Source organism: Micromonospora sp. NPDC051543, assembly GCF_044454415.1.
GTDB lineage: Bacteria > Actinomycetota > Actinomycetes > Mycobacteriales > Micromonosporaceae > Micromonospora.
This window is the reverse complement of sequence record NZ_JBITDT010000013.1, coordinates 107,190-130,527: the sequence shown is the minus strand read 5'-3', so window position 1 is coordinate 130,527 and position 23,338 is coordinate 107,190. Positions and strand designations below refer to the sequence as shown.

21 protein-coding genes are annotated in these 23,338 nt (G+C 73.4%); 6 read left to right on the top strand and 15 right to left on the bottom strand.

Annotation, left to right across the window (positions count from 1 at the left end; all coding sequences use genetic code 11):
• Nucleotides 1-99: 99 nt before the first annotated feature.
• Nucleotides 100-789, bottom strand: coding sequence for a TetR/AcrR family transcriptional regulator (locus ACIA3K_RS23895; RefSeq protein WP_396803855.1), 690 nt, complete (start codon nucleotides 787-789; stop codon nucleotides 100-102).
• Nucleotides 790-876: 87 nt separating this feature from the next.
• Between ACIA3K_RS23895 and ACIA3K_RS23890 the strand changes: the two genes are divergently transcribed.
• Nucleotides 877-1,107 (top strand): hypothetical protein, encoded by a 231-nt coding sequence (locus tag ACIA3K_RS23890; protein WP_396803854.1) that lies wholly within the window; start codon nucleotides 877-879, stop codon nucleotides 1,105-1,107.
• 40 nt (nucleotides 1,108-1,147) lie between these two features.
• Here the strand turns inward: ACIA3K_RS23890 and ACIA3K_RS23885 are convergent, their stop codons facing one another.
• Complete coding sequence (locus tag ACIA3K_RS23885) at nucleotides 1,148-1,852, bottom strand: UdgX family uracil-DNA binding protein (RefSeq protein WP_396803853.1); 705 nt, start codon at nucleotides 1,850-1,852, stop codon at nucleotides 1,148-1,150.
• A gap of 258 nt (nucleotides 1,853-2,110) precedes the next feature.
• Entirely contained in the window at nucleotides 2,111-3,451 is a 1,341-nt protein-coding gene (locus tag ACIA3K_RS23880; protein WP_396803851.1) for an aminotransferase class I/II-fold pyridoxal phosphate-dependent enzyme, read from the bottom strand.
• A 34-nt stretch (nucleotides 3,452-3,485) separates the two neighbouring features.
• Between ACIA3K_RS23880 and ACIA3K_RS23875 the strand changes: the two genes are divergently transcribed.
• Both ACIA3K_RS23875 and leuE read left to right on the top strand, forming a co-directional pair.
• Complete coding sequence (locus ACIA3K_RS23875) at nucleotides 3,486-4,727, top strand: bifunctional pyridoxamine 5'-phosphate oxidase family protein/GNAT family N-acetyltransferase (RefSeq protein WP_396803849.1); 1,242 nt, start codon at nucleotides 3,486-3,488, stop codon at nucleotides 4,725-4,727.
• Nucleotides 4,727-5,398 carry a leucine efflux protein LeuE gene (gene leuE / locus ACIA3K_RS23870; protein ID WP_396803937.1) on the top strand — a complete coding sequence of 224 codons (672 nt, stop codon included), beginning with the start codon at nucleotides 4,727-4,729 and terminating at the stop codon, nucleotides 5,396-5,398. The genes ACIA3K_RS23875 and leuE overlap by 1 nt, the downstream gene beginning before the upstream one ends.
• 149 nt (nucleotides 5,399-5,547) lie before the next feature.
• Here the strand turns inward: leuE and ACIA3K_RS23865 are convergent, their stop codons facing one another.
• The 10 genes from ACIA3K_RS23865 to ACIA3K_RS23820 form a co-directional block, all read right to left on the bottom strand.
• Nucleotides 5,548-6,480, bottom strand: a complete 933-nt coding sequence (locus tag ACIA3K_RS23865) for a sporulation protein (RefSeq protein WP_396803847.1) — start codon at nucleotides 6,478-6,480, stop codon at nucleotides 5,548-5,550.
• A 72-nt stretch (nucleotides 6,481-6,552) separates the two neighbouring features.
• A complete protein-coding gene (locus ACIA3K_RS23860) occupies nucleotides 6,553-7,617 on the bottom strand; it encodes a hemolysin family protein (protein ID WP_396803846.1) in 1,065 nt (354 codons plus the stop codon).
• Nucleotides 7,614-8,981 carry a hemolysin family protein gene (locus ACIA3K_RS23855; RefSeq protein ID WP_396803845.1) on the bottom strand — a complete coding sequence of 456 codons (1,368 nt, stop codon included), beginning with the start codon at nucleotides 8,979-8,981 and terminating at the stop codon, nucleotides 7,614-7,616. The genes ACIA3K_RS23860 and ACIA3K_RS23855 overlap by 4 nt, the downstream gene beginning before the upstream one ends.
• Before the next feature lie 161 nt (nucleotides 8,982-9,142).
• Nucleotides 9,143-9,526, bottom strand: coding sequence for a monovalent cation/H(+) antiporter subunit G (gene mnhG, locus ACIA3K_RS23850; RefSeq protein WP_396803843.1), 384 nt, complete (start codon nucleotides 9,524-9,526; stop codon nucleotides 9,143-9,145).
• Nucleotides 9,526-9,789 carry a monovalent cation/H+ antiporter complex subunit F gene (locus tag ACIA3K_RS23845; RefSeq protein ID WP_396803841.1) on the bottom strand — a complete coding sequence of 88 codons (264 nt, stop codon included), beginning with the start codon at nucleotides 9,787-9,789 and terminating at the stop codon, nucleotides 9,526-9,528. The genes mnhG and ACIA3K_RS23845 overlap by 1 nt, the downstream gene beginning before the upstream one ends.
• Nucleotides 9,786-10,385: a Na+/H+ antiporter subunit E gene (locus tag ACIA3K_RS23840; protein WP_396803839.1), complete on the bottom strand. Its 600-nt coding sequence runs from the start codon at nucleotides 10,383-10,385 to the stop codon at nucleotides 9,786-9,788. Before ACIA3K_RS23840 ends, ACIA3K_RS23845 begins: the two co-directional genes overlap by 4 nt.
• Nucleotides 10,382-11,887: a Na+/H+ antiporter subunit D gene (locus tag ACIA3K_RS23835; protein ID WP_396803837.1), complete on the bottom strand. Its 1,506-nt coding sequence runs from the start codon at nucleotides 11,885-11,887 to the stop codon at nucleotides 10,382-10,384. Before ACIA3K_RS23835 ends, ACIA3K_RS23840 begins: the two co-directional genes overlap by 4 nt.
• The gene (locus tag ACIA3K_RS23830) at nucleotides 11,884-12,372 is read right to left on the bottom strand and encodes a Na(+)/H(+) antiporter subunit C (protein ID WP_396803835.1); all 489 of its coding nucleotides are present in this window, start codon (nucleotides 12,370-12,372) and stop codon (nucleotides 11,884-11,886) included. Before ACIA3K_RS23830 ends, ACIA3K_RS23835 begins: the two co-directional genes overlap by 4 nt.
• A 115-nt stretch (nucleotides 12,373-12,487) precedes the next feature.
• On the bottom strand, nucleotides 12,488-15,322 hold the full coding sequence (locus ACIA3K_RS23825) for a Na+/H+ antiporter subunit A (RefSeq protein WP_396803834.1): 2,835 nt from the start codon (nucleotides 15,320-15,322) through the stop codon (nucleotides 12,488-12,490).
• Nucleotides 15,323-15,471: 149 nt separating this feature from the next.
• Nucleotides 15,472-15,858, bottom strand: coding sequence for a hypothetical protein (locus ACIA3K_RS23820; protein ID WP_355051682.1), 387 nt, complete (start codon nucleotides 15,856-15,858; stop codon nucleotides 15,472-15,474).
• 178 nt (nucleotides 15,859-16,036) lie between these two features.
• Between ACIA3K_RS23820 and ACIA3K_RS23815 the strand changes: the two genes are divergently transcribed.
• Entirely contained in the window at nucleotides 16,037-20,719 is a 4,683-nt protein-coding gene (locus ACIA3K_RS23815) for a DEAD/DEAH box helicase (protein WP_396803833.1), read from the top strand.
• 239 nt (nucleotides 20,720-20,958) lie between these two features.
• Here ACIA3K_RS23815 and ACIA3K_RS23810 read toward each other — a convergent pair whose 3' ends face one another.
• Complete coding sequence (locus ACIA3K_RS23810; protein WP_396803832.1) at nucleotides 20,959-21,567, bottom strand: hypothetical protein; 609 nt, start codon at nucleotides 21,565-21,567, stop codon at nucleotides 20,959-20,961.
• On the opposite strand from ACIA3K_RS23810, the gene ACIA3K_RS23805 reads away from it, so the two are divergent.
• Together ACIA3K_RS23805 and ACIA3K_RS23800 are read left to right on the top strand one after the other, a co-directional pair.
• Nucleotides 21,559-21,732, top strand: coding sequence for a hypothetical protein (locus ACIA3K_RS23805; protein ID WP_396803831.1), 174 nt, complete (start codon nucleotides 21,559-21,561; stop codon nucleotides 21,730-21,732). The two genes, ACIA3K_RS23810 and ACIA3K_RS23805, sit on opposite strands and share 9 nt — an antisense overlap.
• Nucleotides 21,733-21,769: 37 nt before the next feature.
• Complete coding sequence (locus ACIA3K_RS23800) at nucleotides 21,770-22,012, top strand: CPCC family cysteine-rich protein (protein ID WP_039905669.1); 243 nt, start codon at nucleotides 21,770-21,772, stop codon at nucleotides 22,010-22,012.
• A 27-nt stretch (nucleotides 22,013-22,039) separates the two neighbouring features.
• On the opposite strand, the gene ACIA3K_RS23795 is transcribed toward ACIA3K_RS23800, so the two are convergent.
• Nucleotides 22,040-23,308, bottom strand: coding sequence for a hypothetical protein (locus ACIA3K_RS23795; RefSeq protein ID WP_396803830.1), 1,269 nt, complete (start codon nucleotides 23,306-23,308; stop codon nucleotides 22,040-22,042).
• Nucleotides 23,309-23,338: the final 30 nt, after the last annotated feature.

Sequence of the window (23,338 nt, the reverse complement as noted above, 5' to 3'; positions counted from 1 at the left end):
CCCATCAAGATCGACTCACGTGAGTCTGTGGAGGGCGTGTTACGCCGTTCACGCAACGCGGTTTCCGGTAGGTATCCGGTCTTCTGAACACGTGGACACTCAGGACGGTCGGTGCCGCACAACCGAGCGGAGAATGCCGTCCAGGCCCTCCTGGAACAGCAGGTCGTCGCCCCACCGGGAGTCGTCGAGATGGCCGGAGGCGTTGAGGGTCGGGTAGGCGTCGGCGTGTGCGGTGACATGGTCGCGGGCGGCGGCCCGCGCGTCCGGGTCGGTGCTCCTGCGCCACGTGGCCTCGGTGAGCGAGGCGCCGATGACGTAGTTGGCGAGTGTCCGCGTGGCCACCGCGAGGTGGCGGTCCCGGCAGCCGCCACGCACCAGCGCCGCCTGGAGGAACTCGGTGCGGGCCAACACGTTGGGGCCGAGCATCGGACGCCCGACCAGGCCCGGCGCCCAGGGATGCCGGAGCATCGCGGAGCGCCAGCCTCGGACGAGGACGCGGACGTCCTCCGGCCAGTCCTCGGTCGCGTCGGGGATCGGCACGTCGCCGAAGATCTGGTCCATCGCCAGGTCCAGCACGTCGTCCTTGGTCCGCACGTGCCAGTACAGGGCGGTCGCCGTCACGGAGAGGCGCTGGGCGAGGCTGCGCATCGTGAGGCCGTCGATGCCGTGCTCGTCGAGCAGGTCGACCGCCGCGCCCACGATCCGCTCGATCGTCAGTGGTGGCCTGCGCTGCGCCCGGGAGGGCTCCGGGCGTAGCCACACCGACGGTGGAGGACGGCGCTCTGTCATGCGGTCACCCTAATACGGTGGACAGGAAACTTAACGTCGGTAAGCTAGCTGAACATCCGTACAACGGCCCCCGCACGGAGGTCCCCCATGCCTCTTCTGCGAGTCCACGTCGACACCGACCGGAGCACCGCTCGGCGCGTCCTGCAACTGCACCTGGAGGGCAGGAGCCATCACGAGTCGCGGCAGGCGGCCCGGGAACAGGCGTGGCGGCAGGGCCGGACCCCGGCTGGGGAGCCGGTCTTCGTCGGCGTCACGAACGGCCGCCGCAACGTCCAGTTGCTCTACGACGTCGAGGTCTACTCCGACACCGCCGGCTGACGCCCCGCCGGACGCGAGCGGGCGCGACGGCGCCGCGCGCTCATCCGGCGAGGGCGCGGGCGGCGACGGTGAGGTCGGCGACCAGCCCCTCGTACGCGGCGTCCTGGTCGTCGGCGCGCAGCACCGCGGACGGGTGGATGGTCGCCAGCAGCCGGGTCGGCGGAGCGTCGGCCACCGCGCCGGAGCGGTCCACCGGGACCCGCTGGAAGTCCTCGGGGTGCTGGGCCGACGCGGGCCAGGGCAGCAGTTCGCCGCGCTGCCTCGTCACCCGGAAGGACGGGCCGAGCAGCGCCTTGGCGGCGGTGGCGCCGAGCACCACCACGACCGCCGGGTCGAGCCGGGCGAACTCGGCGACCAGCCAGGGACGGCAGGCCGCGATGTGGATCGGGTCCGGCGTCTGGTGGATGCGCCGCTTGCCGCGCACCTCAAAATGGAAGTGCTTCACAGTGTTCGTGAGGTACAGCGTGGCCGGGTCGAGGCCGGCGTCGTCGACGGCCCTGCGCAGCAGCCGACCGGCGGGACCGACGAAGGGCAGGCCCTTCTGGTCCTCCATGTCGCCGGGCTGCTCGCCCACGAGCACCACGCGGGCGCTCTCGTCACCCCGCCCGAAGACGGTCTGCGTGGCGTCCCGGTACAGCTCGCAGCCGCGACAGCCGCCCGAGGCCGCCCGCAACTCGTCGATGGTGTCGGCACCGGGAGGGATGAACCGTTGGGCGCCGGGGGCGGCGTCGGTCTGCTCGGCCATGCCGACTGTTATATACCTGTTCGGCAGGCCGTGCCGGATACGCCCCAGGTGAGATCCGACGGTCGGCCGTCAGTACCCGCCCCCACCGCCGCCGCCACCACACGACGCGAGCGCGATCAGCACGATGATGATCACGATGACCGCGACCGCGACCCCGATCCAGAGTCCTCGATTGCCGCCTGAAGCCATGTCAGCCACCTCCACCGGCGCGCATACCCACCACGGATCCGGCAAACCTCCCGAGCGGGTCGCCACGGGTCAGGTGGCGAAACCGGGCGGGAGATCGGGACGGGTGGCGCGGGCCAGGGCGGCGGCCAGGGGCGTCAGGTCCTCCACGGCCAGGGAACTGACGGTGACGCGCACGGCGGGCGGGGCGGCGATCCGGTAGAGCGCGCCGGGCGCCACCACCCAGCCCGCGTCACGTAACGCGGTGACCACGCTGGTCTCGTCCGGCACCGGCAGCCAGACGTTGATGCCGCTGCGGCCGTGGGCGGTCAGGCCGTGCTCGGCGAGCGCGGCCACCAGACCCGCGCGTCGCAGCTCGTAGCTCTGCGCCGCACGGCCCACCAGGTCGTCGACCGCCGGGTCCCGCCACAGGGCCAGCACCAGCCGTTGCAGCACGGTGGACACCCAGCCCGCGCCGACCCGCGTCCGGCCGGTCACCCGGGCCACGGTGGTCTCGTCGCCGGCCAGCACCGCCAGTCGCAGGTCCGGGCCGAAGGGTTTGCTCACCGACCGCACGAAGGCCCAGCTCGTGGTCGTGCCGGCGAGCGGTTTCAGGGGTACGCGGGCCAGCTCGGCGGCGTGGTCGTCCTCGATGAGCAGCAGGTCCCGCCGCTCGGCGAGCAGTGCGCGCAGCTCGTCGGCGCGGGCGGCGGAGACGGCCGCGCCGGTCGGGTTCTGGGCGCGGCTGGTGACCACCAGCGCCCGCGCGCCAGCGGTCAGCGCGGCCGCCACCCCGGCCGGAAGCGGCCCCTCGTCGTCCACCGGCACGCCGATCGGACGCAGCCCGAGGGCGGCGACCAGGTCGAGCAGGTTGGCCCAGCCGGGGTCCTCCACCGCGACCGCGTCGCCGGGGCGCAGGTGGGCGCCGAGGAGGCGTTCGATGCCATCCAGCGCGCCACCGGTGAGGGTCAGGTCCTCGGCGGGTACGCCGTCGGCGCGGAGCCGGGCGCGGGCCAGCTCGGCCAGCTCCGGGAGCACCCCGGCCTGCGAGTAGCCGATCGGCGCGCCGGCGTCGGCGGCGAGCGCGGCGAGGTGCGGACCGATCGGGGGCAGCAGCCGGGGGTCGGGCTCGCCGCGGGACAGGTCACGCGCGCCGGGCAGGGGCGCGGGGCGCAACGCGGAGCGACGGGCGGCCACCGGTGGGCGTGGGCGGACGCGGGTGCCGTGCCGGCCGGCGGTGGTGAGCACGCCGCGCTGGCGCAGCTCCTGATAGGCGCGGGCGACGGTCGCCGGGCTGACGGCGAGGTCGGCGGCCAGGGCCCGGACCGGCGGCAGGGCCGCGCCGGGTGGCAGAGCGCCGGTACGGATGCCCGATTCGATACTGGCCGAAATCGTGGCGGCCGTCGTCCCGGTGAACTGATAGCGTGCTGACACAAACAAGAGATTGTACTAGAACAAAGGGGCGCGCATGTATCCACCCACCGCCCGGACCACCGCCACCCGTTCCCGCGAGCGGATGAGCTACGACCGCGAGGCGGCACACGCCGTCCTCGACGAGGCGTACCACTGCGCGCTCGGCTTCACCGTGGACGGCGAGCCCCGCGTACTGCCCACCCTGCACGTCCGCATCGGCGACACCCTCTACCTGCACGGCTCCAACGGCAGTCGCCCCCTGCTCGGCGCCCGGGGCGAAGGGCTGGCCGTCTGCGTCGCGGTCACGCTGCTCGACGGGCTGGTGTACGCCCGCTCCCAGTTCCACCACAGCGCCAACTACCGCTCGGTGGTCGCACACGGCACCGCCCGGCTGGTCACCGACGCCACCGAGAAGAGCGCGATGCTCACGGCGCTCGTCGAGAAGGTGGGCGCGGGCCGCAGCACGGCCAGTCGCCCGCCGAACCGGCGCGAGCTGGCCGAGACCGCCGTGCTGGCGCTGCCGCTGCGCGAGGTGTCCGTCCGGTCGCGCACCGGCGGCGTCCGCGAGGACGAGGCCGACCTGCGCCTGCCGCACTGGGCCGGCGTCCTGCCGCTACGGCTGACTGTCGGACTGCCGCAGCCCGCCGCCGGGGTCACCGCGCCGCTGCCGGCGTACCTGCGGACGATCCGTACGCCCTGGCACGACCCGGCGACCCTGAGCGGCGAGCACGTCCGGCTGGAACCCCTGGACCTGGCACACACCGACGACCTGCACGCCGCCACCGCGGACGACGACGTCTGGCGGCACCTGACCGTTCCGCGGCCCACCGAGCCGACCGGGACCGCCGAGGTGATCGCCGCCGCGCTGGCCGCCCAGCAGAGCGGCGAACGGGTGGCCTGGGTGCAGCGCTGCGCGGCGACCGGGACGGTGGTCGGCAGCACCTCGTACTACGAGATCGACCCGGAACGGCGGTCGGTGGCGATCGGGCACACCTTCCTCGGCCGTCCATGGTGGCGTACCGGGATCAACACCGAGGCCAAGCTGCTGCTGCTCGGCCGGGCCTTCGACGAGCTGGGCGCGGTACGGGTGGCCTGGCACACCGACATCCGCAACGTTCGTTCCCAGGCGGCCATCGAACGACTCGGCGCGACCCGGGAGGGGGTGCTGCGAATGCACCGCCAGCGTCCGGACGGCTCGTGGCGGGACACGGTGCAGTACGCCATGACCGTCGACGAGTGGCCGAACGCACAGGCCACGCTGCGGAAAAGACTTCGCCGTACGGCACCGGCGGCGTGATGATGGCGGGCGTGCTGGGGATCACCGACATCTGGACGTACGTGCTGGGCACCGTGGCCATCATCCTGCTGCCCGGGCCGAACTCGCTCTTCGTGCTCTCCACCGCCGCAAAGCGGGGCGTGGGGGCCGGCTACCGGGCGGCGGGCGGGGTGTTCGTGGGCGACGGGGTGCTGATGGTCCTCTCCGCCGCCGGGGTGGCGTCGCTGCTCAAGGCGTACCCACCGTTGTTCTTGGTGATCAAGTACGCCGGCGCGGCGTACCTCGGTTATGTCGGGCTGACCATGCTGCGCGGCGCCTGGCGGCGCTGGCGCGACCGCAACGACCCGACCACGCCGCGGCTCATCGACGCCGCGGAGCCGGCGCAGCTGCGCAGCCCCTTCCGCAAGGCGCTGGTGATCAGCCTGCTGAACCCGAAGGCGATCCTCTTCTTCATCTCGTTCTTCATCCAGTTCGTCGACCCCGGCTACGCCTGGCCGGCGCTGTCGTTCCTGCTGCTCGGCCTGATCGCGCAGGTCACCAGCGCGCTCTACCTGACGGCGCTGATCTTCGCGGGAACGTTCCTGGCGACCCAGTTCCGCCGCCGCCGTCGCCTAGCGGTGGGCGGCACCACGGCAGTGGCGACACTCTTCCTGGCCTTCAGCCTCAAACTAGCCACCGCCAGCGCAGGCTGACCCAACCCCACCCCACCCCGCCGCGACGCCTCCGCCCTCCCTTCGCGATCTTGCACTTTGTGTTGCCCTTTTGCGCTTTTCACGCTGCTTTGTCACCACAGAACGTGCAAGATCGACGCGCGGGGGCGCGGGGGCGCGCGGGCGCGGGGTCAGGTGCCGTCGCCTCCGCCGGCGCCTCCGCCGCCGACCCCGGCCCCTCCGGCCGTGCCGCCCAGGCCGTAGCCGGGTTTGATGGGCCTGTCGGGATGGCGGCTGACATGGGCGGAATGGCCGATCTGGGCGGACCAGTCGGCGTGGGCGGCGGCCGCCGCGTGGCGGTTGATGGCGTGGCGCAGCCAGCTGTCCACCGTGGCGACCCAGTCCCGCTGCCCGGCGTCGGCGTGCCAGACACGGAACCGGCTGATGCTCTGGTGGGTGATCCCGGCCAGGGACAGCTTCCGGTCCATCCACGTGATCACCTCGAGGCCCGCCGAGTTCGTCACGAAGATCAGTTCCAGCTCGGTGATCGGGCCGGCGTAGAGCGGCCCCACCCAGTAGCCCCAGCGCTGGTGCAGCGGTAGAGCGTGCTCCACCCCGGGCAGGCCGCCCTCTACCAGCCCGGCCTGGCGGATCGAGAAGCCCAGCGTGTCCAGCGCCGCCAGCACGTGCTGCTGGGTGGGAACCGGGTGCACGAAGACCGGCACCATGGCGCCCTGGTCCAGGTCCGGTTCGACGGACACCTCGGTCCGCAGACCCATCCGCAGACTGAGCAGCGGCACCCCGCCGAAGGTGGTCACCGGGGTCTCCCACGGCAGCGGTAACGCGAAGTCCACCGCCCGGCGACGGCCCGCCGGGACCACGAACCGCCCGGCGATCGGCAGCTGGAAGAACTGCATGAGGCGTCGCGGAGCCGCCGGGTCGTCCGGCTCGACCGTCGTGACCAGGCCGAGCCGGAGGTGGCGTACGAGCACGTCGTCCGGGCCGGCGGCGAGGGTCACCCGCCCGGGCAGGCGCAGGCCCGGACGGGTGCTCGGGTTTCCAAGCGTGGTCTGTACGGACAGGCCGGTCCAGCCGGACTCCCGAGACATCCCCGTCAACCGCATCGCGCCCCCCGCCAGGTCACCTCAACTGTCGCGGACCTGGCGGGGGACCACCCGGAACTTGCCGGAATTTTCCTAGCGGAGTCGGCGGCCGCGCGGCACCGTGTCGGTCTCGTCGTCGAACTCGCCGATGACCTCCTCCAACAGGTCCTCCAACGCGACGAAGCCGATCGGGCGGGCCGGGCCGCCGCCGTTGCGGACCAGGGCGAGCTGCGACTGCCGGGCGCGCATCGCGGCCACCGCCTCGGTGACCGAGGACGTCGCCGGCAGGGTGAACGCCGGTGTCATCAGCTCACCGGCCAGGGCGGCCCGGCCGGTGGTGACCGCCCGTACCGCCTCCCGGACGTGCACCAGACCGCAGACGTCGCCGCCCGCGTCCAGCACCGCCAGCCGTGACCGGCCGCTGTCCCGGCTGACCTGCTCGATCCGCTCGGCCGGGTCGTCGCGCCGGACCGTGACCATGGTGGCGAACGGCTCCATCACCTGCGCCACCGACGTGCCCTGCAACTCGAGCATGCTGGTGAGCAGTTGGTGCTGCTCCGCGCCGAGCAGCCCGTGCTCGCGGGACTGTTCCAGCAGGATCCGCAGCTCGTCCGGGCCGTGCACCTGGGCCAACTGGTCCTGCTGGTGGACGCCGACCAGGCGCAGGATCGCGTTGGCCAGCGCGTTCAGCGCGGACAGCACCGGCCGGGACACCCGGGCGAAGGCCCGGAACGGCAGCGCGAGCAGCGTCGCCGACCGTTCGGCGTCGGTGATCGCCCACGACTTCGGTGCCATCTCCCCCACCACCAGGTGCAGGAAGGTCACCAACCCGAGGGCGAAGACCAGGGCGATGACGTGGCTGGCCGCGTCGGGCAGCCCCACCGCGTGCAGCAGCGGGCTGACCAGGTGTTCGATCGCCGGCTCGGCCAGCGCGCCGAGCCCCAGGGTGCACAGGGTGATGCCGAGCTGCGCACCGGCCAGCATCAGCGACAACTCGCGGACACCGTCGAGCGCGGCCCGCGCCGCCCGGCCACCGCTGGCCGCCGCCTGCTCCAGCCGGTACCGCTTGCTGGCCACCAGGGCGAACTCGGCGGCCACGAAGAACCCGTTCAGCCCCAGCAGGACGCCGGAGCTGATCAACGCGATGCCGGGGCTCATGCGGACACCTCGCGCCGCTCGCCACGGTCGGTGAGTTGCAGCCGTACCGAGTCGGCGACGTGCCGGTCCACGGCCAGCACCTCGACCAGCGCCCGGGGGTCCGCCTCGCCCTCGTCGGCCTCGACGCCCTCGGGCAGCAGGCTGATCTCCAGCCGGTCGCCGACCTCCGGCACCCGGCCCAGCTCCCGCATGACCAGCCCGGAGAGCGTGTCGTACTCCGGGGCCTCGGGCAGGGCGATGCCGGTGCTGTCGGCGACCTCGTCGATCCGCCAGCGGGCCGGCACCACCCAGGAGCCGTCGTCCTGGCGGGCGGGCGCCCGCTCCGGCGGGTCGTCCTCGTCCCGGATCGGACCGACCAGCTCCTCGGCGATGTCCTCCAGCGTGATCACGCCGGCGAACCCGCCGTACTCGTCGACCACGCAGGCCATCTGCCGGTGCCCGGAGCGCAGGCGGTCCAGCACCGTGGGCAGGGGCAGGGTCTCCGGTACGAGCAGCGGCGGCCCCGCCACCGCGCTGACCGGGGTGGTGGCCCGTTCGGCGGGGGGTACGCCGAGCACGTCGGCGATGCCGACGATGCCGAGCAGGTCGTCGACGCCCTCCGCGCCACGGACCGGGAAGCGGGAGTGGCCGGTGTCCAGCAGCTCGACCACCCGGCTCACCGGCTCGTGCCCCCGGACGGTGTGCACGTCGACCCGGGGCACCATGGCCTCGCCGGCGGTCAGCTCACGAAAGTCGAGCCCCCGGTCGAGCAGCGTGGACATCTCGGCGTCCAGGCTGCCCTCCTCGCGCGACTCGGCGATGATCTGTTCCAGGTCGGCGGGGGTCGCGCCGCTGGGCAGCTCCTCGATCGGCTCGATGCCGACCCGGCGCAGCAGCCGGACCGACGCCCGGTCGAAGAGCCGGATCACCGGACCGGCGATGGCCAGGTAGAAGAGCGTGGACCGGCTCAGCGCCCGGGCCAGCGGTACGGCCCGGGCGATGGCGAGGTTCTTGGGCGCCAGCTCGCCGAGGACCATCTGCACGACGGTGGCGATGACCAGGGCCAGCGCCACCGACAGCGGCAGGCTCACGGACTCGCTGACGCCGGCGACGCCGAGCAGGTCGGCGAGGCCACCACCGAGGTACGGCTCGGCGACGTAACCGACCAGCAGCGCGGTGACGGTGATGCCGAGTTGCGCGCCGGAGAGCATGAAGGAGAGCCGGCTGGTGACGGCGAGGGCCCGGGCGGCGGCCTGGTCGCCGTCGTCGGCGAGCTGGCGCAGCTTGCCCCGGTCCACGGCGACGTAGCCGAACTCCTGCGCCACGAAGTAACCGGTGGCGGCGGTGAGCACGATGATGAGAAGAAGACCGACGACGATCAACACGGGACGCTCAGGGCTCCCGGGGCCGTCGGGGCGGGGATATGCCGGGCACGACCCGGCTGGCTACTGCTGCCCTCCTGGGCAGAGGAGTCGATCATGCCGTCATTTTATCGGCGTTGCCTGGGACTCCGCTGGGGGTGGGCCGAAGGAGTCGATCGTCCTGTTCAGCCCGGCCGGGACCGGCCGTCGCCGCGCCCACCGGTCGACTCAGTCCCGGCCAACTCGTCGGCGTCGAGCAGGCTCCGGTCGAGCCGGCCGGACCGGTAGGCGGCCCGGGCGATCATCTGCGCGGCGACCGGGGCGGTGGCCAACTGGAAGACCCCGACCAACAGGATCATGCCGAGGTCGGACCGGGACCGCAGCCGCAGCGCGATCCCGAGCAGCAGCAGGAGCACGCCGAGCACCTGGGGCTTGGTGGCCGCGTGCATCCGGGACAGGGCGTCCGGGAAGCGCAGCACGCCGATGCCGGCGCACAGCGCGAGCAGCGCGCCGGCGACCAGGCAGACGGCCCCGAGCCAGTCGGCGATCATCGCGAGCACGCCCGGCATCAGGAGGGCTCCCGGACGGCGAAGCGGACCAGCGAGACCGAGCCCACGAAGCCGAGCAGGGACAGCACCACCAGCACGGGCAGCGTGGTGGCGTGCCGGTTGACCGCCGCCTCCGCGCCCACCGCGCCGACCATGGTGGCGAGCAGCATGTCCGCCGCGATCACCCGGTCCAGCAGCGAGGGCCCCCGGTAGAGCCGGATCAACACGAGCAGCGCGGTCACCGACAGCAGGACGGTGAGGACGACGGCCAGCAACATGATCATTGGGCGATTCCCTTCTCGGCGGGGCCGGGTTCCACGCGGCGCAGTTCGTCCGCACTGCCCACCGCCCGGATGATGCGTCGTTCGACCTCGAGGGTGCGGTCCCGGGCGAGCGCCAGGTCCGCCGGGCCGTGGGTGTCCAGCACGTGCAGGTAGAGCACCCCCGGCTCGCGATCCACCTTGAGGATCAGCGTCCCGGGCACCAGCGACACCGCCTCGGCGGTCAGCGCCAGGTTCAGATCCGTACGCACCCGCAGCGGGACGGCGATGATCGCGCCACGGGGCCGGTAGCCGGGTTGCACGGCGATCCGGGCGATGTGCAGGCTCGCGGTGACCAGTTCGACGACGAACCGACCGGCGAACGCCAGCAGCGCCCCCGGGCGCAGCCGCCCGCCGAAGGTGACCGCCGGCAGGGGGAAGAACAGCAGGACCGCGCCGCCCACCAGCAGGCCAGCGATGACGTTCGCCAGGTTGATCTCACCCCAGAGCAGGTTCCAGACGAGCACCAGCCAGCCCAGCGCCAGCGTCTGGTCCCGCCACCGCCCGAGCCGACCTCCCCGGGCGGCGTCCGTCGGGGGTGCGCCGCGCGGGCCCGTCACGGCACGCCGCCGGGCAGGACAGCGCGCACGTACGGCGTACGCGAGAGCAGGTCGGTGGCCGCGTCGGCGGTGACGTCGAACAGGGGGCCGGCCAGCACCGTCAGCGACACCCCCAGGGCGACCAGGGCGACGGTCGCGCCGACCGTCAGGGCGGGCAGCCGGACGGTGGGTTCGTCGGTGGCGATCCGGGGCGCCCGCCAGAACGCGATGTTCCACACCCGGGAGGCCACGTACAGGGTGAGCAGGCTGGTGAGCGTCCCGGCCGCCACCAGCGTCGCGGGCAGCGCGCCGCCGGCCGCCACGCCGGCCTGGAGCAGACCGAGCTTGCCCAGGAACCCGGAGAACGGGGGCACCCCGGCGAGGTTCATCGCCGGGACGAAGAAGAGGACGCCCAGCAGGGGCGCCACCCGGGCCAGTCCGCCGAGACGACGCAGGTCGGTGCTGCCGGCGCGCTCCTCGACCAGCCCGGCGACCAGGAACAGGGTCGTCTGGATGGTGATGTGGTGCACCACGTAGAAGATCGCCCCGGCGAGCCCGGCCGCGGTGCTCAACGCCACCCCGAAGATCATGTAGCCGATGTGGCTGACCAGGGTGAACGAGAAGAGCCGCTTCATGTCCGACTGCGCCACGGCGCCGAGGATGCCGACCACCATCGTCAGGCCGGCGACGACCATGAGCAGGTCGTCGACCTGGCCACCCGGAAAGAGCAACGTCTCGGTACGGATGATCGCGTACACGCCCACCTTGGTGAGCAGCCCCGCGAACACGGCGGTCACCGGGGCCGGAGCGGTGGGATAGCTGTCCGGCAGCCAGGCCGACAGCGGGAAGACCGCGGCCTTGATCGCGAACGCGAGCAGCAGCATCAGTTGCAGAGTCACGCGGACGTTGTCCGGCAGGTCGTCGAGACGCTGGGCGAGCTGCGCCATGTTGAGCGTGCCGGTGGCCGCGTACACCAGCCCCACACCGGTCAGGAAGATCATCGAGGAGAGGACGCTGACCACCACGTACGTCGATCCGGTGCGGATGCGCGTCTCGGTGCCGCCCAGCGTGATCAGCACGAAGCTGGCCGCCAGCAGGATCTCGAAGCCGACGAACAGGTTGAACAGATCGCCCGCCAGGAACGCGTTGGTGACGCCAGCGGTGAGCACCAGGTAGGTCGGGTGGAAGATGACCACCGGCGCGCTCTCGCTGGTCTCGCTGCGACCCTGGCCGATCGAGTACACCAGCACGCACAGCGTCACCGCCGAGGACACCACCAGCATCAGCGCGGCCAACTGGTCGGCCACCAGCACGATGCCGACCGGTGGCGGCCACCCACCGACCGCGAGCACCACCGGCCCGTGCCGGTACGCCTGCACCAGCAGCACGAGCGCGACGGTGAACGTCACCGCCAGGCAGAGCACGCTGACCGTACGCTGCACCCGGGGCCGGTCGGCCAGCAGCAGGGTCAGCGCCGCGCCGAGCAGCGGCACCACCACCGGCAGGGGCAGGAGCCGGCTCACGACGCGTCGTCCCGCTGGCCACGTCGGAGTCGGCGGCGGGCCGGCTCCGGGTCGACCTGCTCCGGATCGCCGTTCGGGCCCTCGCCGCCACGGTCGACCGCGCCCACCTCGTGGTGCTCCGCGCGACGGATGATCTGGCGGTCCTCCAGGTCGTCGGGCACCTCGTCGTCGCCGGTGAGATACCAGCTCCGGTACGCCACGGCGAGCAGGAACGCGGTGAAGCCGAACGTGATCACGATGGCGGTCAGCACCATCGCCTGCGCCAGCGGGTCACTCATCCGCTCGACGGGGCCGGTGCCCACGACGGGAGCGCCACCCGATCGGCCACCCAGCAGGATCAGCAGGTTGACGCCGTTGCCCAGCAGGATGACGCCGAGCAGGATCCGGGTGAGACTGCGCTCCAGCAGCAGGACCACCCCGCACCCGACGAGCGCCGCGACGGCGAGCACCAGCACCAACGTGGGCCCGGCGCCGCCCGCCGTCACAGTTCTTCCTCTGTTCGCGACTGCGGGGCTCGCAAACCCGGCTCACTCCTCGCGCTCACGGCACCACCTGAGGTTCGCGACTGCGAGGCTCGCAAACCCGGCTCACTCCTCGCGCTCACGGCCGGCCGCCCTTGTCGACGGCCAGACCGCCGCTCTCCGTACCGGAGGCCTCGATGTGCCGGTCCACCTCGGCGCCGAGACTGCGCAGGATGTCGAGCAGCAACCCGATCACGATCAGGTACACGCCGACGTCGAAGAAGAGCGACGTGACCAGGTGGACGTCGCCGACCAGCGGCAGGGACACGTCGAGCTTCGCGCTCTGAAGCACCGATCCACCGGCCAGCAGCGCCACCGCACCCGTACCCACCGCCAGGGCCAGCCCCGCGCCGAGGATCAGTCCGGCGCCCACCGGGGCGGCGTCGGTCAGCTCGTACCTGCCGCCGGCCAGGTAGCGGACGACCAGCGCGAGCCCGGCCACCAGGCCGCCCGAGAATCCGCCGCCCGGCGCGTTGTGCCCGGAGAAGAGCAGGAACAGCGAGAACAGCACCACCGTGTGGAAGATCAGTCGGGTGATCACCTCCAGGACGATCGAGCGCTGCTCCTCGTAGAGGGTCGGGCCACCCCGTAACCAGACGGGCCGGTGCGGCGGGGCGGCCCCTTCGGCGGACTCCGGCCGGCGCGGCCTCGGCCCGGTACGGGACCGCTCGAAGATCAGGCTGGCCACCCCGGTCGCGGCCACCACCAGCACCGACACCTCGCCCATGGTGTCCCAGGCCCGGATGTCGACGAGGGTCACGTTGACCACGTTGCGGCCGTACCCCTCGCCCACGGCGAGGGCCGGAAAGACGGTGGAGATGTCCGGCGCGCGGCGGGCGCCGGCCGCGACGAGCGCGAGCCCGCCGGCCACCACGCCCATCGCCACGCCGATCGCCCGACGCGTCCACCTGCTGCGGCGCAGCGGCCGGGCCGAGAACCGCTGCGGCAGGCGGCGCAGCACCAGCACGAACACCGCGATGGTCGCGGTCTCCACCAGGAACTGGGTGAGCGCCAGATCCGGCGCGCCGTGCAGGATGAAGAGCATGGCGGTGCCGTAGCCGGTGACGCCGACCAGCAGCATCGCGGTCAACCGCCGACGAGCGCCGACCGCGAGCAGCGCGGCCACCGCGATGACCACCACGACCACCGGTTGCAGCGGGTTGTCCCAGAGCGGGAGTCGGGCCCGCCACGGCGCGGCGGCGAGCATCGCCCCACCGGGCAGCAGCACGAGGGTGACGAGAATGAGGCCGAGGTACTGCGGTAGCGAGCCGCGCTGTGTCGCGCCGGTGACCCCGATGGCGAACCGGTCGAACCGGCCCACGACCCACTCGTACCCCTGATTGCCGCCCACCGGCGACCGGAGCCGGGCCAGCGCGGGGGCGAGCGGCCCGCGCAGCGCGAAGAGCAGGATGCCGCCGGCAAGCGCCAACACGGACAGACCGAGCGCCGCGGTGGGTCCGGGCCAGAGCGTCAGGTGCGCGTCGAGGGTCCCCAGCAGCTCGGCGTACGGACTCAGCAGACCGTCGAGCACGCCGGCGGCGGGACCGGCGAGCAGCCCGACGACGGCGAGCACCGCCGGTGGGAACAGCATCGACGCGGCGACCGGCGCGGGTGGTACCGGTTCGACGCCCGGCCGGTCGGCGAACGCGCCCCAGAGGAAGCGGGCGCTGTACGCGACGGTGAGCACCGTTCCGGCGACCAGCCCGGCGAGGACCACCGGATCGCTGGTGAACGCCGCGAACACCGCCTCCTTGGCCACGAACCCGACGAGCGGCGGTACGCCCGCCATCGACGCCGCCGCCAGCACCGCGACCACGAACAGCGGCCGGGACCAGCGGCGCAACCCGGACAACTCGCGCAGGTCACGGGTCCCGGCGCCGTGGTCGATGACACCGACGACCAGGAACAGCGCCGCCTTGAACAGGGCGTGCGCCAGCAGCATCGCCGTGCCGGCCAGCGCGGCGTCCGGTGTGCCCGAGCCGGTCACCGCGACCAGCAGGCCCAACTGGCTGACCGTCCCGTACGCGAGCAGCAGCTTGAGGTCGTTCTGTCGCAGCGCCGCCCAACCGGCGACGAGCATGGTCGCCACCCCGGCGATGAGGACCAGCGGTCGCCACGGACCCACCGTGGCGAGCACCGGCGCGAGCAGCCCGACCAGGTAGACGCCGGCCTTGACCATGGCGGCCGCGTGCAGGTACGCGCTGACCGGGGTGGGCGCCGCCATCGCGACCGGCAGCCAGGAGCTGAACGGGAGCACCGCCGACTTGGAGAGCGCCCCGGCCAGGATCAGCAGCACCGCCGTGACGAGGTAGCCGCCCCCGGGCAGCGGGTGGGCGACGATCTCGGACCAGCGGTAACTCCCGGCGTGCTCGCCCAGCAGGATGAACCCGACCAGCATGGCGAGCCCGCCCAGCGTGGTGACGGTCAGCGCCTGCGCCGCCGCCCAGCGGCTGGCCCGGCGTTCGGTGCTGTGCCCGATCAGCAGGTACGAGAAGATCGTGGTCAACTCCCAGCCGACGTAGAGCAGCAGCAGGTCGTCGGCGAACACCAGGACGAGCATCGCGCCGGCGAAGGCCACCAGGACGGCGGCGACCTGGGCCATCCCGGGGGAGCCGGCGTCGAAGTACCGGGCGCTGTAGACCAGCACCAGCGCGCCGACGCCGCCGACCAGCAGGGTCATGAGCCAGGACAGCGTGGTGACGCGCAGCGCGATGTCGAGGCCCAACTGCCCGATCCACGGGTACGTCTCGACGACCGCGCCGCCGTGCGCGACGGCCGGGGTACGGGCCAGCGCCCAGCCGAACGCCGCGGCCGGCGCGAGCGCCAGCGGATAGCACGCGCGCGGACCCCACCACCGGACGAGAAGCGGCGCGACGAGGGCCGCCACGAGGTGGAGGATGAGCAGTACCAGCACTCGCGCTCCCGATCGAGGTGGCCGACACCCGTACAGCGGTGGTGTCTCCAGCGATCAGACGCCAGATCCCCGCCTCGTGGGCGGTTTTACCGGAATTGCTCCTCTATGGGGCGCAATGTGCGATCAGTGGCGATCGCCAGAGGCGGCGGTCAGCGCAGAAGAGCGTCGCCGACGGGCAGCGCGTCGTCGAGATCCTGGCGACCTCGGCGCAGGTCGGCCAGCAGGTCGACGCGACCGAGTTGGCGGGCGACCTTGGCGACGACCCGCTCCGCGACGGCGAGGGACCGCATCGAGAGCAACCGGCCCCGGCTCTCCCGGCGCAGCACGAAGTAGTGCACGGCGACGCGGACCTGGCCCCGGTCGGCGGCGCTGGCCTGGGCGGTGGAGACGACCAGCTCCCGCAGGCAGCCGGCGAGACGCTCGGCGAGTTCCAGCTCGGGCCCGTGCAGACCGCCGCGGAGCGTGGCGAGATGACTGTCGACCTTGCGGATCAGCACATCGGTGCCGGGCTCGACGTGTCGCGGCTCGCCGGTCATCCGATCCCTCCCACCCGATTCGCGTTGCGGGTGAAGTTACTTTATGTTGCTCCTCACAAGCAAGCAGTTAAGTGAGACTTAACGTATTAAAGGTGCATCACGCGCAATTTTCACGCAGCGCGGCACGATCCACCGTGGGTCGTTCGTTGTTGTCGTACCGGCGGGGCACGATGGATCGGTGAGCGGGGCAGAGGCGGGCAAGGGCGAGGTGTTGGACGGGTTCGGTCCCGCCACTCGCGCCTGGTTCGACGCCGCCTTCGCCGCGCCCACCGCCGCCCAGACCGGCGCCTGGCAGTCGGTCTCGGCCGGCCGTAACGCCCTGGTCGTGGCGCCCACCGGCTCCGGCAAGACGCTCGCGGCCTTCCTCTGGTCGCTGGACCGGCTGGCCCGCGAGCCCGCGCCGACCGAGGCACGCCAGCGGTGCCGCGTGCTCTACGTCAGCCCGCTCAAGGCCCTCGCCGTCGACGTCGAACGCAACCTACGCGCGCCGCTGGCCGGCATCCGGCAGGCGGCCACCCGGCTCGGCGTCCCGCCACCCGACATCACCGTCGGGATGCGTACCGGTGACACGCCAGCCGACGAGCGACGGGCCTTCGCCCGCACCCCACCCGACATCCTCATCACCACACCCGAGTCACTGTTCCTGCTGCTCACCTCGGCCGCCCGGGATTCGTTGCGCGGCGTCCAGACGGTGATCGTCGACGAGGTCCACGCGGTGGCCGGCAGCAAGCGCGGGGCGCACCTCGCCCTCTCCCTGGAACGCCTCGACGAGCTGCTGCCCACGCCGGCACAACGGATCGGCCTCTCCGCCACCGTCCGGCCGATCGACGCCTGCGCCCGCTTCCTCGGCGGCGCCCGGCCGGTCGACGTCGTGCAGCCGCCCACGGCGAAGACGATCGAGGTCAGCGTGCAGGTGCCGGTGGAGGACATGACCCGGCTCGACGAGCAGGAGCAGCCACCCGAGGACGCCCTCGGTGGGCCCGGGCCGCGCCGGGCCTCGATCTGGCCGGCCGTCGAGGAGCGGGTCTTCTCGCTGATCGGGCAGCACCGCTCCACCATCGTCTTCACCAACTCCCGCCGCAGCGCCGAGCGCCTGTGTGCACGGCTCAACGAGCTGGCCGCCGAGGAGGTGGCCACCGCCGCGATCGCCTCCACGTCGGGCGAGGGCACGATGGTCGTACCCCCGGGGTCGTCGTCGGGCGACGAGCCGGCGGCCGACGACGGCCCGGCGACCGGCGCGCAGCGGTGGGGTGGCCCCGCCGGCCCGGTGCGCAACCGGCCCCCGGCCGAGGTGATGGCCCAGTCCGGCGCGGCGGCCGGAGCCGCTCCGGTGATCGCCCGCGCGCACCACGGCAGTGTCTCGCGGGAGGAGCGCAAACACATCGAGGAGGCGCTCAAGTCCGGCCAGCTCCCGGCGGTGGTAGCGACCTCCAGCCTGGAGCTGGGCATCGACATGGGCGCGGTCGACCTCGTGGTGCAGATCGAGGCCCCGCCGAGCGTCGCCTCCGGCCTGCAGCGCGTGGGGCGGGCCGGGCACCAGGTGGGCGCGGTGTCCCGGGGTGTGGTCTTCCCCAAGCACCGGGGCGACCTGCTGTCCTGCGCGGTGGTGGCCGAGCGGATGACCGACGGCGCGATCGAGGAGCTGCACTACCCGCGCAACCCACTGGACGTGCTGGCGCAGCAGATCGTCGCGATGGTGGCCCTGGAGCCGTGGCAGGTGGGTGACCTGGCGGTGCTGGTCCGGCGGGCCGCGCCCTTCGCGGAGCTTCCCGATTCGGCCCTGCACGCCGTACTGGACATGCTCTCCGGTCGCTACCCGTCCACGGCGTTCGCCGAGCTGCGTCCCCGACTGGTCTGGGATCGGGCCAGCGACCAGCTCACCGGCCGTCCCGGCGCGCAACGGTTGGCGGTGACCAGCGGCGGCACGATCCCGGACCGGGGTCTGTTCGGGGTCTTCCTGGCCGGTGCGGAGCGGGCCGCCCGCGTCGGCGAGCTGGACGAGGAGATGGTCTACGAGTCGCGGGTCGGCGACGTCTTCCTGCTCGGCTCGTCCTCGTGGCGCATCGAGGAGATCACCGCCGACCGGGTGCTGGTCTCCCCCGCGCCGGGTCAGGCCGCGCGGATGCCGTTCTGGAAGGGCGACCAGCTCGGCCGCCCGGTGGAGCTGGGCCGGGCCATCGGGGCGCGGGTCCGCGCCCTGCTGCGCCAGAGTGACGACGCGGCGCTGGCCACGCTCCGCGAGGGCGGCCTGGACGACTGGGCCGCCACCAACCTGATGGCCTACCTGCGCGACCAGCGGGAGGCCACCCGCTCCCTGCCCGACGACCGCACCGTCGTCGTCGAGCGCTTCCGTGACGAGCTGGGCGACTGGCGACTCGCCGTGCACAGCGTCCTCGGTGCGCGGGTCAACGGGCCCTGGGCCCTCGCCGTGGGCCGCCGGCTGGCCGAGCGGTACGGGGTGGACGCCCAGGTCATGCCCTCGGACGACGGGATCGTGGTACGCCTCCCGGACACCGCCGACGAACCACCCGGCGCCGACGTTGTCGTCTTCGAACCCGACGAGATCGCCCAGCTCGTGCAGGAGTCCGTCGGCACCTCGGCGCTCTTCGCCGCACGATTCCGGGAGTGCGCCGCCCGGTCGCTGCTGCTACCCCGCCGCGACCCACGCCGCCGCCAGCCGCTGTGGCAGCAGCGGCAACGCGCCGCGCAACTGCTCGACGTCGCCCGCGAGTACGCCGACTTCCCGGTCACCCTGGAGGCCGCCCGGGAGTGCCTCCAGGACGTCTTCGACCAACCGGCGCTGGCCGACCTGATGCGCGACCTGGCCGCCCGCAAGGTCCGCCTGGTCGAGGTGGAGACCAGCGCGCCGTCGCCGTTCGCCCGGTCGCTGCTCTTCGGCTACGTGGGCGCGTTCCTCTACGAGGGCGACGCCCCGCTCGCCGAGCGCCGGGCCGCCGCGCTGGCCCTGGACTCCACGCTCCTCGGTGAGCTGCTCGGCCGGGTCGACCTACGCGAGCTGCTGGATCCGGAGGTGCTCGCCGAGACCGACCGGCAACTGCGCTGGCTGACGGAGCAGCGCCGCCCGCGCGACGCGGAGGACGTGGTCGAGCTGCTGCGGGTGCTGGGCGATCTCAGTGACGCCGAGCTGACCGAGCGGGGCGTGCCGGAGGGCTGGCTGAGCGAGCTGGAGGCCGCCCGCCGGGTGCTGCGCGTACGGATCGCCGGCGAGCAGCGCTGGGTCGGCATCGAGGACGCCGCCCGGCTGCGCGACGCGCTCGGCGTGGCGCTGCCCGTCGGGGTGGCCGAGGCGTACCTCGCCCCGGTGGCCGACCCGCTGGGCGACCTGGTCGCCCGGTACGCCCGCACCCACGGCCCGTTCGCCGCCGCGACCTGCGCGGCCCGCTTCGGGCTCGGCGTCTTCGTGGTCGAGCAGACGCTGCGCCGCCTGGCCGCCACCGGCCGCGTCGTCTCCGGCGAGTTCACGCCCGACACGGCCGGCGCGCAGTGGTGCGACGCCGAGGTGTTGCGGATGCTGCGCCGCCGCTCGCTCGCAGCGCTGCGCCGGGAGATCGAGCCGGTGCCACCGCGGACCCTCGCCACGTTCCTGCCCCGCTGGCAGCAGGTCGGCTCGTCCGCCCGAGGTGTGGAGGCGCTCGCCGCCACGGTGGAGCAGCTGCAGTGCGCCGCCGTGCCCGCGTCCGCGCTGGAACGGCTGGTGTTGCCCGGCCGGGTCGCCGACTACTCCCCCGCCCAGCTCGACGAGCTGTGCGCCAGCGGGGAGGTGCTCTGGGCCGGTTCCGGGGCGATCTCCGGAGGCGACGGCTGGGTCACCCTGGCGTACGCGGACGCCGCGCCGCTGCTGCTTCCGCCGCCCGACGAGGCGTTGACGCGTACCCCGCTGCACGACGCGGTGCTCGACGCCCTCGGCGACGGGCAGGCGCTGTTCTTCCGCGCGCTGGCCGACCGGGTCGGCGCCACCGACGATGCCGCGCTGACCGGTGTCATCTGGGACCTGGTCTGGGCCGGGCACCTCACCAACGACACGCTCGCCCCGCTGCGGGCGGTGCTCGGCGCGGGTGGAGCGCACCGTTCGCGCCCGTCCGCGCCGCGCACCCGCTACCGGCGGCCCGGCCGGGTGGCGCTGCCCACCCGCAGCGGTCCACCGACCGTCGCCGGCCGCTGGTCGCGGCTTCCGGACCGGGATCTCGACCCGACCAGGCGGGCTGCCGCCCTCGCCGACGTCCTGCTGGAACGGCACGGGGTCGTCACCCGGGGCGCGGTCATGGCCGAGCAGGTGGTCGGTGGGTTCTCGGCGGTCTATCCGGTGCTGTCGGCGTTGGAGGAGCGTGGCGCGGCCCGCCGGGGCTACTTCGTCGAGGGCCTCGGCGCGGCACAGTTCGCGGTGCCCGGCGCGGTGGACCGGCTCCGCGCCCTGGCCGAGCCGGCCGACGGCGCGCGGGGTCGGGGCGGGCCGGCCACCGTCCTGGCGGCCACCGATCCCGCCAACCCGTACGGTGCGGCGCTCCCCTGGCCGGACCGCGTCGTCGACTCCGGCGACGGGGCCACCGCCGCGACCGGGCACCGGGCGGGCCGTAAGGCCGGCGCCCTGGTGGTGCAGGTCGGCGGCGACCTCGTGCTGTACGTGGAACGTGGTGGCCGGACCCTACTCTCCTTCACCGACGACACCGAGACGCTCGCGGCGGCCGGTAAGGCGCTGGCCGACGCCGTCCACTCCGGTGCGTTGGGCGCGATGTCGGTCGAACGGGCCGACGGCGAGGCGGTGCACTCGTCGCCACTGCGTGAGGCGCTGACCGCCGCCGGCTTCCGGGCCACCCCGCGCGGCCTACGCCTACGCGGCTGACCCGACCCGCACGGCCTACGCCTGCCGCTCGCTCAACCCGTGGATGCGTCCGCGGCATCCACACGCGATTCGGTAGCTCTGCCGTGCCCAGGCACCAGCGACCACCTCTGGGACGTTGATGCCTGTGAGTCATCAAGATGACTCACAGGCATCACAGCCACCAGGTTGTGCCCCTCGGCAGCCACCCGATGGACAGCGCGGCCGCGAGGCAGCGGGGCCAGCGCCGCCGCGAGGCAGCCTCAACGGAGGCCGTTGAGAACCTTCTCGTAGCGGACGCGGTCGGCTGCCGGGGTCTTCGCGTCGAGGTAGTTGAGCACCACGGCCCCACGCCGGTACGACTGGCCGCCCCACGTCTCGGCGACGTCGCCGGCGCTGGTCTCGTCGGGGAACACGAAGACGGTGACGCCGTCCGTGGTGACGATCTCGGAGCAGCCCAGCCCGAGACCGTCCGGGCCACAGTCGACCGAGCGGTCCTTCGGGTGCGTGACCCGTAGGCCGGCGGCCTGGAACGCGTCGATGACCTGCCGGGCGCTGGGAGCACCCGCCGGGCGCTGGGGCAGTACCACCGGCGGCGGACTGGCCGGCCGGCGTTCGACCGGTCCCTGCGGCGGCGCCGACGGCACGGTGGTTGGCGTGGCGGACCGTGGTGGCTGCGGTGTAGCGCCGTCGGTGCGGGACGGGCCCGCCGAGGTGCTCGGCACGCTCGGCAGATCCGTGGCCTGGACGGCCGAGGACGTAACACCGGCGGCGGCACTCGACGGCGGGGCGTCGTCACCACGGCCGCAGCCGGCGACGACGGCAGCGGCGACCAGCAGGACCCCGACGGCGGGCAGGCTCCGATGTGTCACAGGCGAAGTCTGCCCAACCACGCCGGGTGGCGGGAGGGGCCGGTCGGCCAGCACGCTGTCCGCTATCTGCCAACCGGGTCAGCCGGCAACGTGCAGCTGGCCGCGCCGGGCGAGGTGGACGTCCTCGGCGTACGCCCGGGTGACCTCCTGCGGGTGGCCGGGTGACATTCGACTGTGGAATGCTGCCCCGGTGGGTGAACCGGTGGGTGAACACGTAGTTCCCGTGGGCTGTCCCTGTTGTGCCTCCCGGACCGGCGGCGGGACCTGCCCGGTCTGCTTCTGGACGGACGACGGCCAGAGCGACGCCGACGCGGACGCGGTGCGGGGCGGCGCCAACGGCGACCTGAGCCTGTCACACGCCCGGCTCAACTACGCCGTCTACGGGGCGAGTCACCCGCGCTACCAGGACATGGTGCGTCCCGCCCGCCCCGACGAGCGCCCCTGACGCGGCGCCCGCCGAAGCGAGGTCGTCTCAGCAGACCGGTACGGTGCCGCCGTAGACGGTGGAGACGTACGCGTGGCTGACGTACTGCCCGGTGGCCAGGCGGTTCCACCTGGTGGTGGTGCGGTACGGGCCGGCGACCGACTGCCCGGTGACGTAGCACTGGACCGGCACGTTGGCGAACCGCGCTGCGAGGCCACGGATCGCGTACGAGGTGCCGGGCCCGCTGCGGATGTTGAGCGGGCCGTCGCCCACCACGGCGCGCGGACCGCCGCCGGTCCACAGGTACGCGACGTCCACCCAGGCGTTGGTGGTGAGTTGCAGACCGTCCCAGAAGGTGCCGTCGGCCAGGTCGATGCCGGCCGGGTTGAGCACGGTACGCCCGAACTGGTCCCGCCCACCGTTGTAGCCGGACTGGTAGGCGGCCTGCGCCTCGGGCCGGCCCTGCGGCAGGTTCTTCCAGTTCTCGCGTACGGCGGACGGGTTCCAGTAGTCGTCACGGGTGTTCCACGGCCCGACGTCCCAGACCGGGGCGTACTCGCAGCGCGCGCCCGTCGTGGTGCAGACCCGCACGGTGTAGTCGCCGGTGTTGAGCGGCGAGAGGCCCCGGCGCGACGGTAGGGCCACGAAGTGGTCGCGCGGCTGTACGGTGCGGCCGTTGGCGGTCAGTTCGCCGACCAGTCCGATCCGGGTGGCGTACACCCGGTAGGTGAGGCCGGGTGTGGCGGCGGAGACGGCGGCGGTCGCGTCGGCGGTGAGCTGGACGCCGCGTACCGTCGCGGTGGCCCCGCCGGCCCGCGCGGTCAGCACCACCCGGGTCTGCACGCGGCTGACCGGGCGGTCGAAGGTCGCGCCGGCGGTCGCGGCCCGCCACTCGGTCCAGCCATTGAGCCGCCATCCGCGTACCTGCGCCTCCGCGCTCGCGCCGGCGGGGACGTCCGCGTCGATCTCGGCGCGGACCCGGGTGGCCGGACGGGCGAGGGTGCGTGGGGCGCTGAGGAGCATGCCCTCGGCGAGCGCGCTGTGTGGGCTGCGGGGGCTACGTCCGCCCGCGCGGGCCTCGCGCAGCCGCAGTCCGGCGGCGGTGCGGCGGACGTTGACGTCGTCCCGGTCGACGACCGACAGGTCGGCGCTCCACCGTTCCCCGGCCGGCGCGGCGGCGGTCAGGGTGAGCGAGCCGGCGGTCGCCGGGGCGGGGGTCCGGGCGGCTTCGCTGACGGGCACCAGGGCTGCGATGAGCGCGAGAGCGAGGATGGCGGCGAGGGTGGAGGGTCGGATACGACAATGGTGTCGTCTCATGGGCATTCTCCTCAGAACCCCCTGACCATC

Excerpts from the sequence above, each read along its gene's own strand:
- ACIA3K_RS23875 (WP_396803849.1), top strand. The coding sequence starts at position 3,486 with ATGTATCCACCCACCGCCCGGACCACCGCCACCCGTTCCCGCGAGCGG.
- ACIA3K_RS23805 (WP_396803831.1), top strand. The coding sequence starts at position 21,559 with ATGTGTCACAGGCGAAGTCTGCCCAACCACGCCGGGTGGCGGGAGGGG.
- leuE (WP_396803937.1), top strand. The coding sequence starts at position 4,727 with ATGATGGCGGGCGTGCTGGGGATCACCGACATCTGGACGTACGTGCTG.
- ACIA3K_RS23795 (WP_396803830.1), bottom strand. The coding sequence starts at position 23,308 with ATGAGACGACACCATTGTCGTATCCGACCCTCCACCCTCGCCGCCATC.
- ACIA3K_RS23860 (WP_396803846.1), bottom strand. The coding sequence starts at position 7,617 with ATGAGCCCCGGCATCGCGTTGATCAGCTCCGGCGTCCTGCTGGGGCTG.
- mnhG (WP_396803843.1), bottom strand. The coding sequence starts at position 9,526 with ATGCCGGGCGTGCTCGCGATGATCGCCGACTGGCTCGGGGCCGTCTGC.
- ACIA3K_RS23890 (WP_396803854.1), top strand. The coding sequence starts at position 877 with ATGCCTCTTCTGCGAGTCCACGTCGACACCGACCGGAGCACCGCTCGG.
- ACIA3K_RS23895 (WP_396803855.1), bottom strand. The coding sequence starts at position 789 with ATGACAGAGCGCCGTCCTCCACCGTCGGTGTGGCTACGCCCGGAGCCC.
- ACIA3K_RS23820 (WP_355051682.1), bottom strand. The coding sequence starts at position 15,858 with ATGACCGGCGAGCCGCGACACGTCGAGCCCGGCACCGATGTGCTGATC.
- ACIA3K_RS23845 (WP_396803841.1), bottom strand. The coding sequence starts at position 9,789 with ATGATCATGTTGCTGGCCGTCGTCCTCACCGTCCTGCTGTCGGTGACC.
- ACIA3K_RS23885 (WP_396803853.1), bottom strand. The coding sequence starts at position 1,852 with ATGGCCGAGCAGACCGACGCCGCCCCCGGCGCCCAACGGTTCATCCCT.
- ACIA3K_RS23865 (WP_396803847.1), bottom strand. The coding sequence starts at position 6,480 with ATGCGGTTGACGGGGATGTCTCGGGAGTCCGGCTGGACCGGCCTGTCC.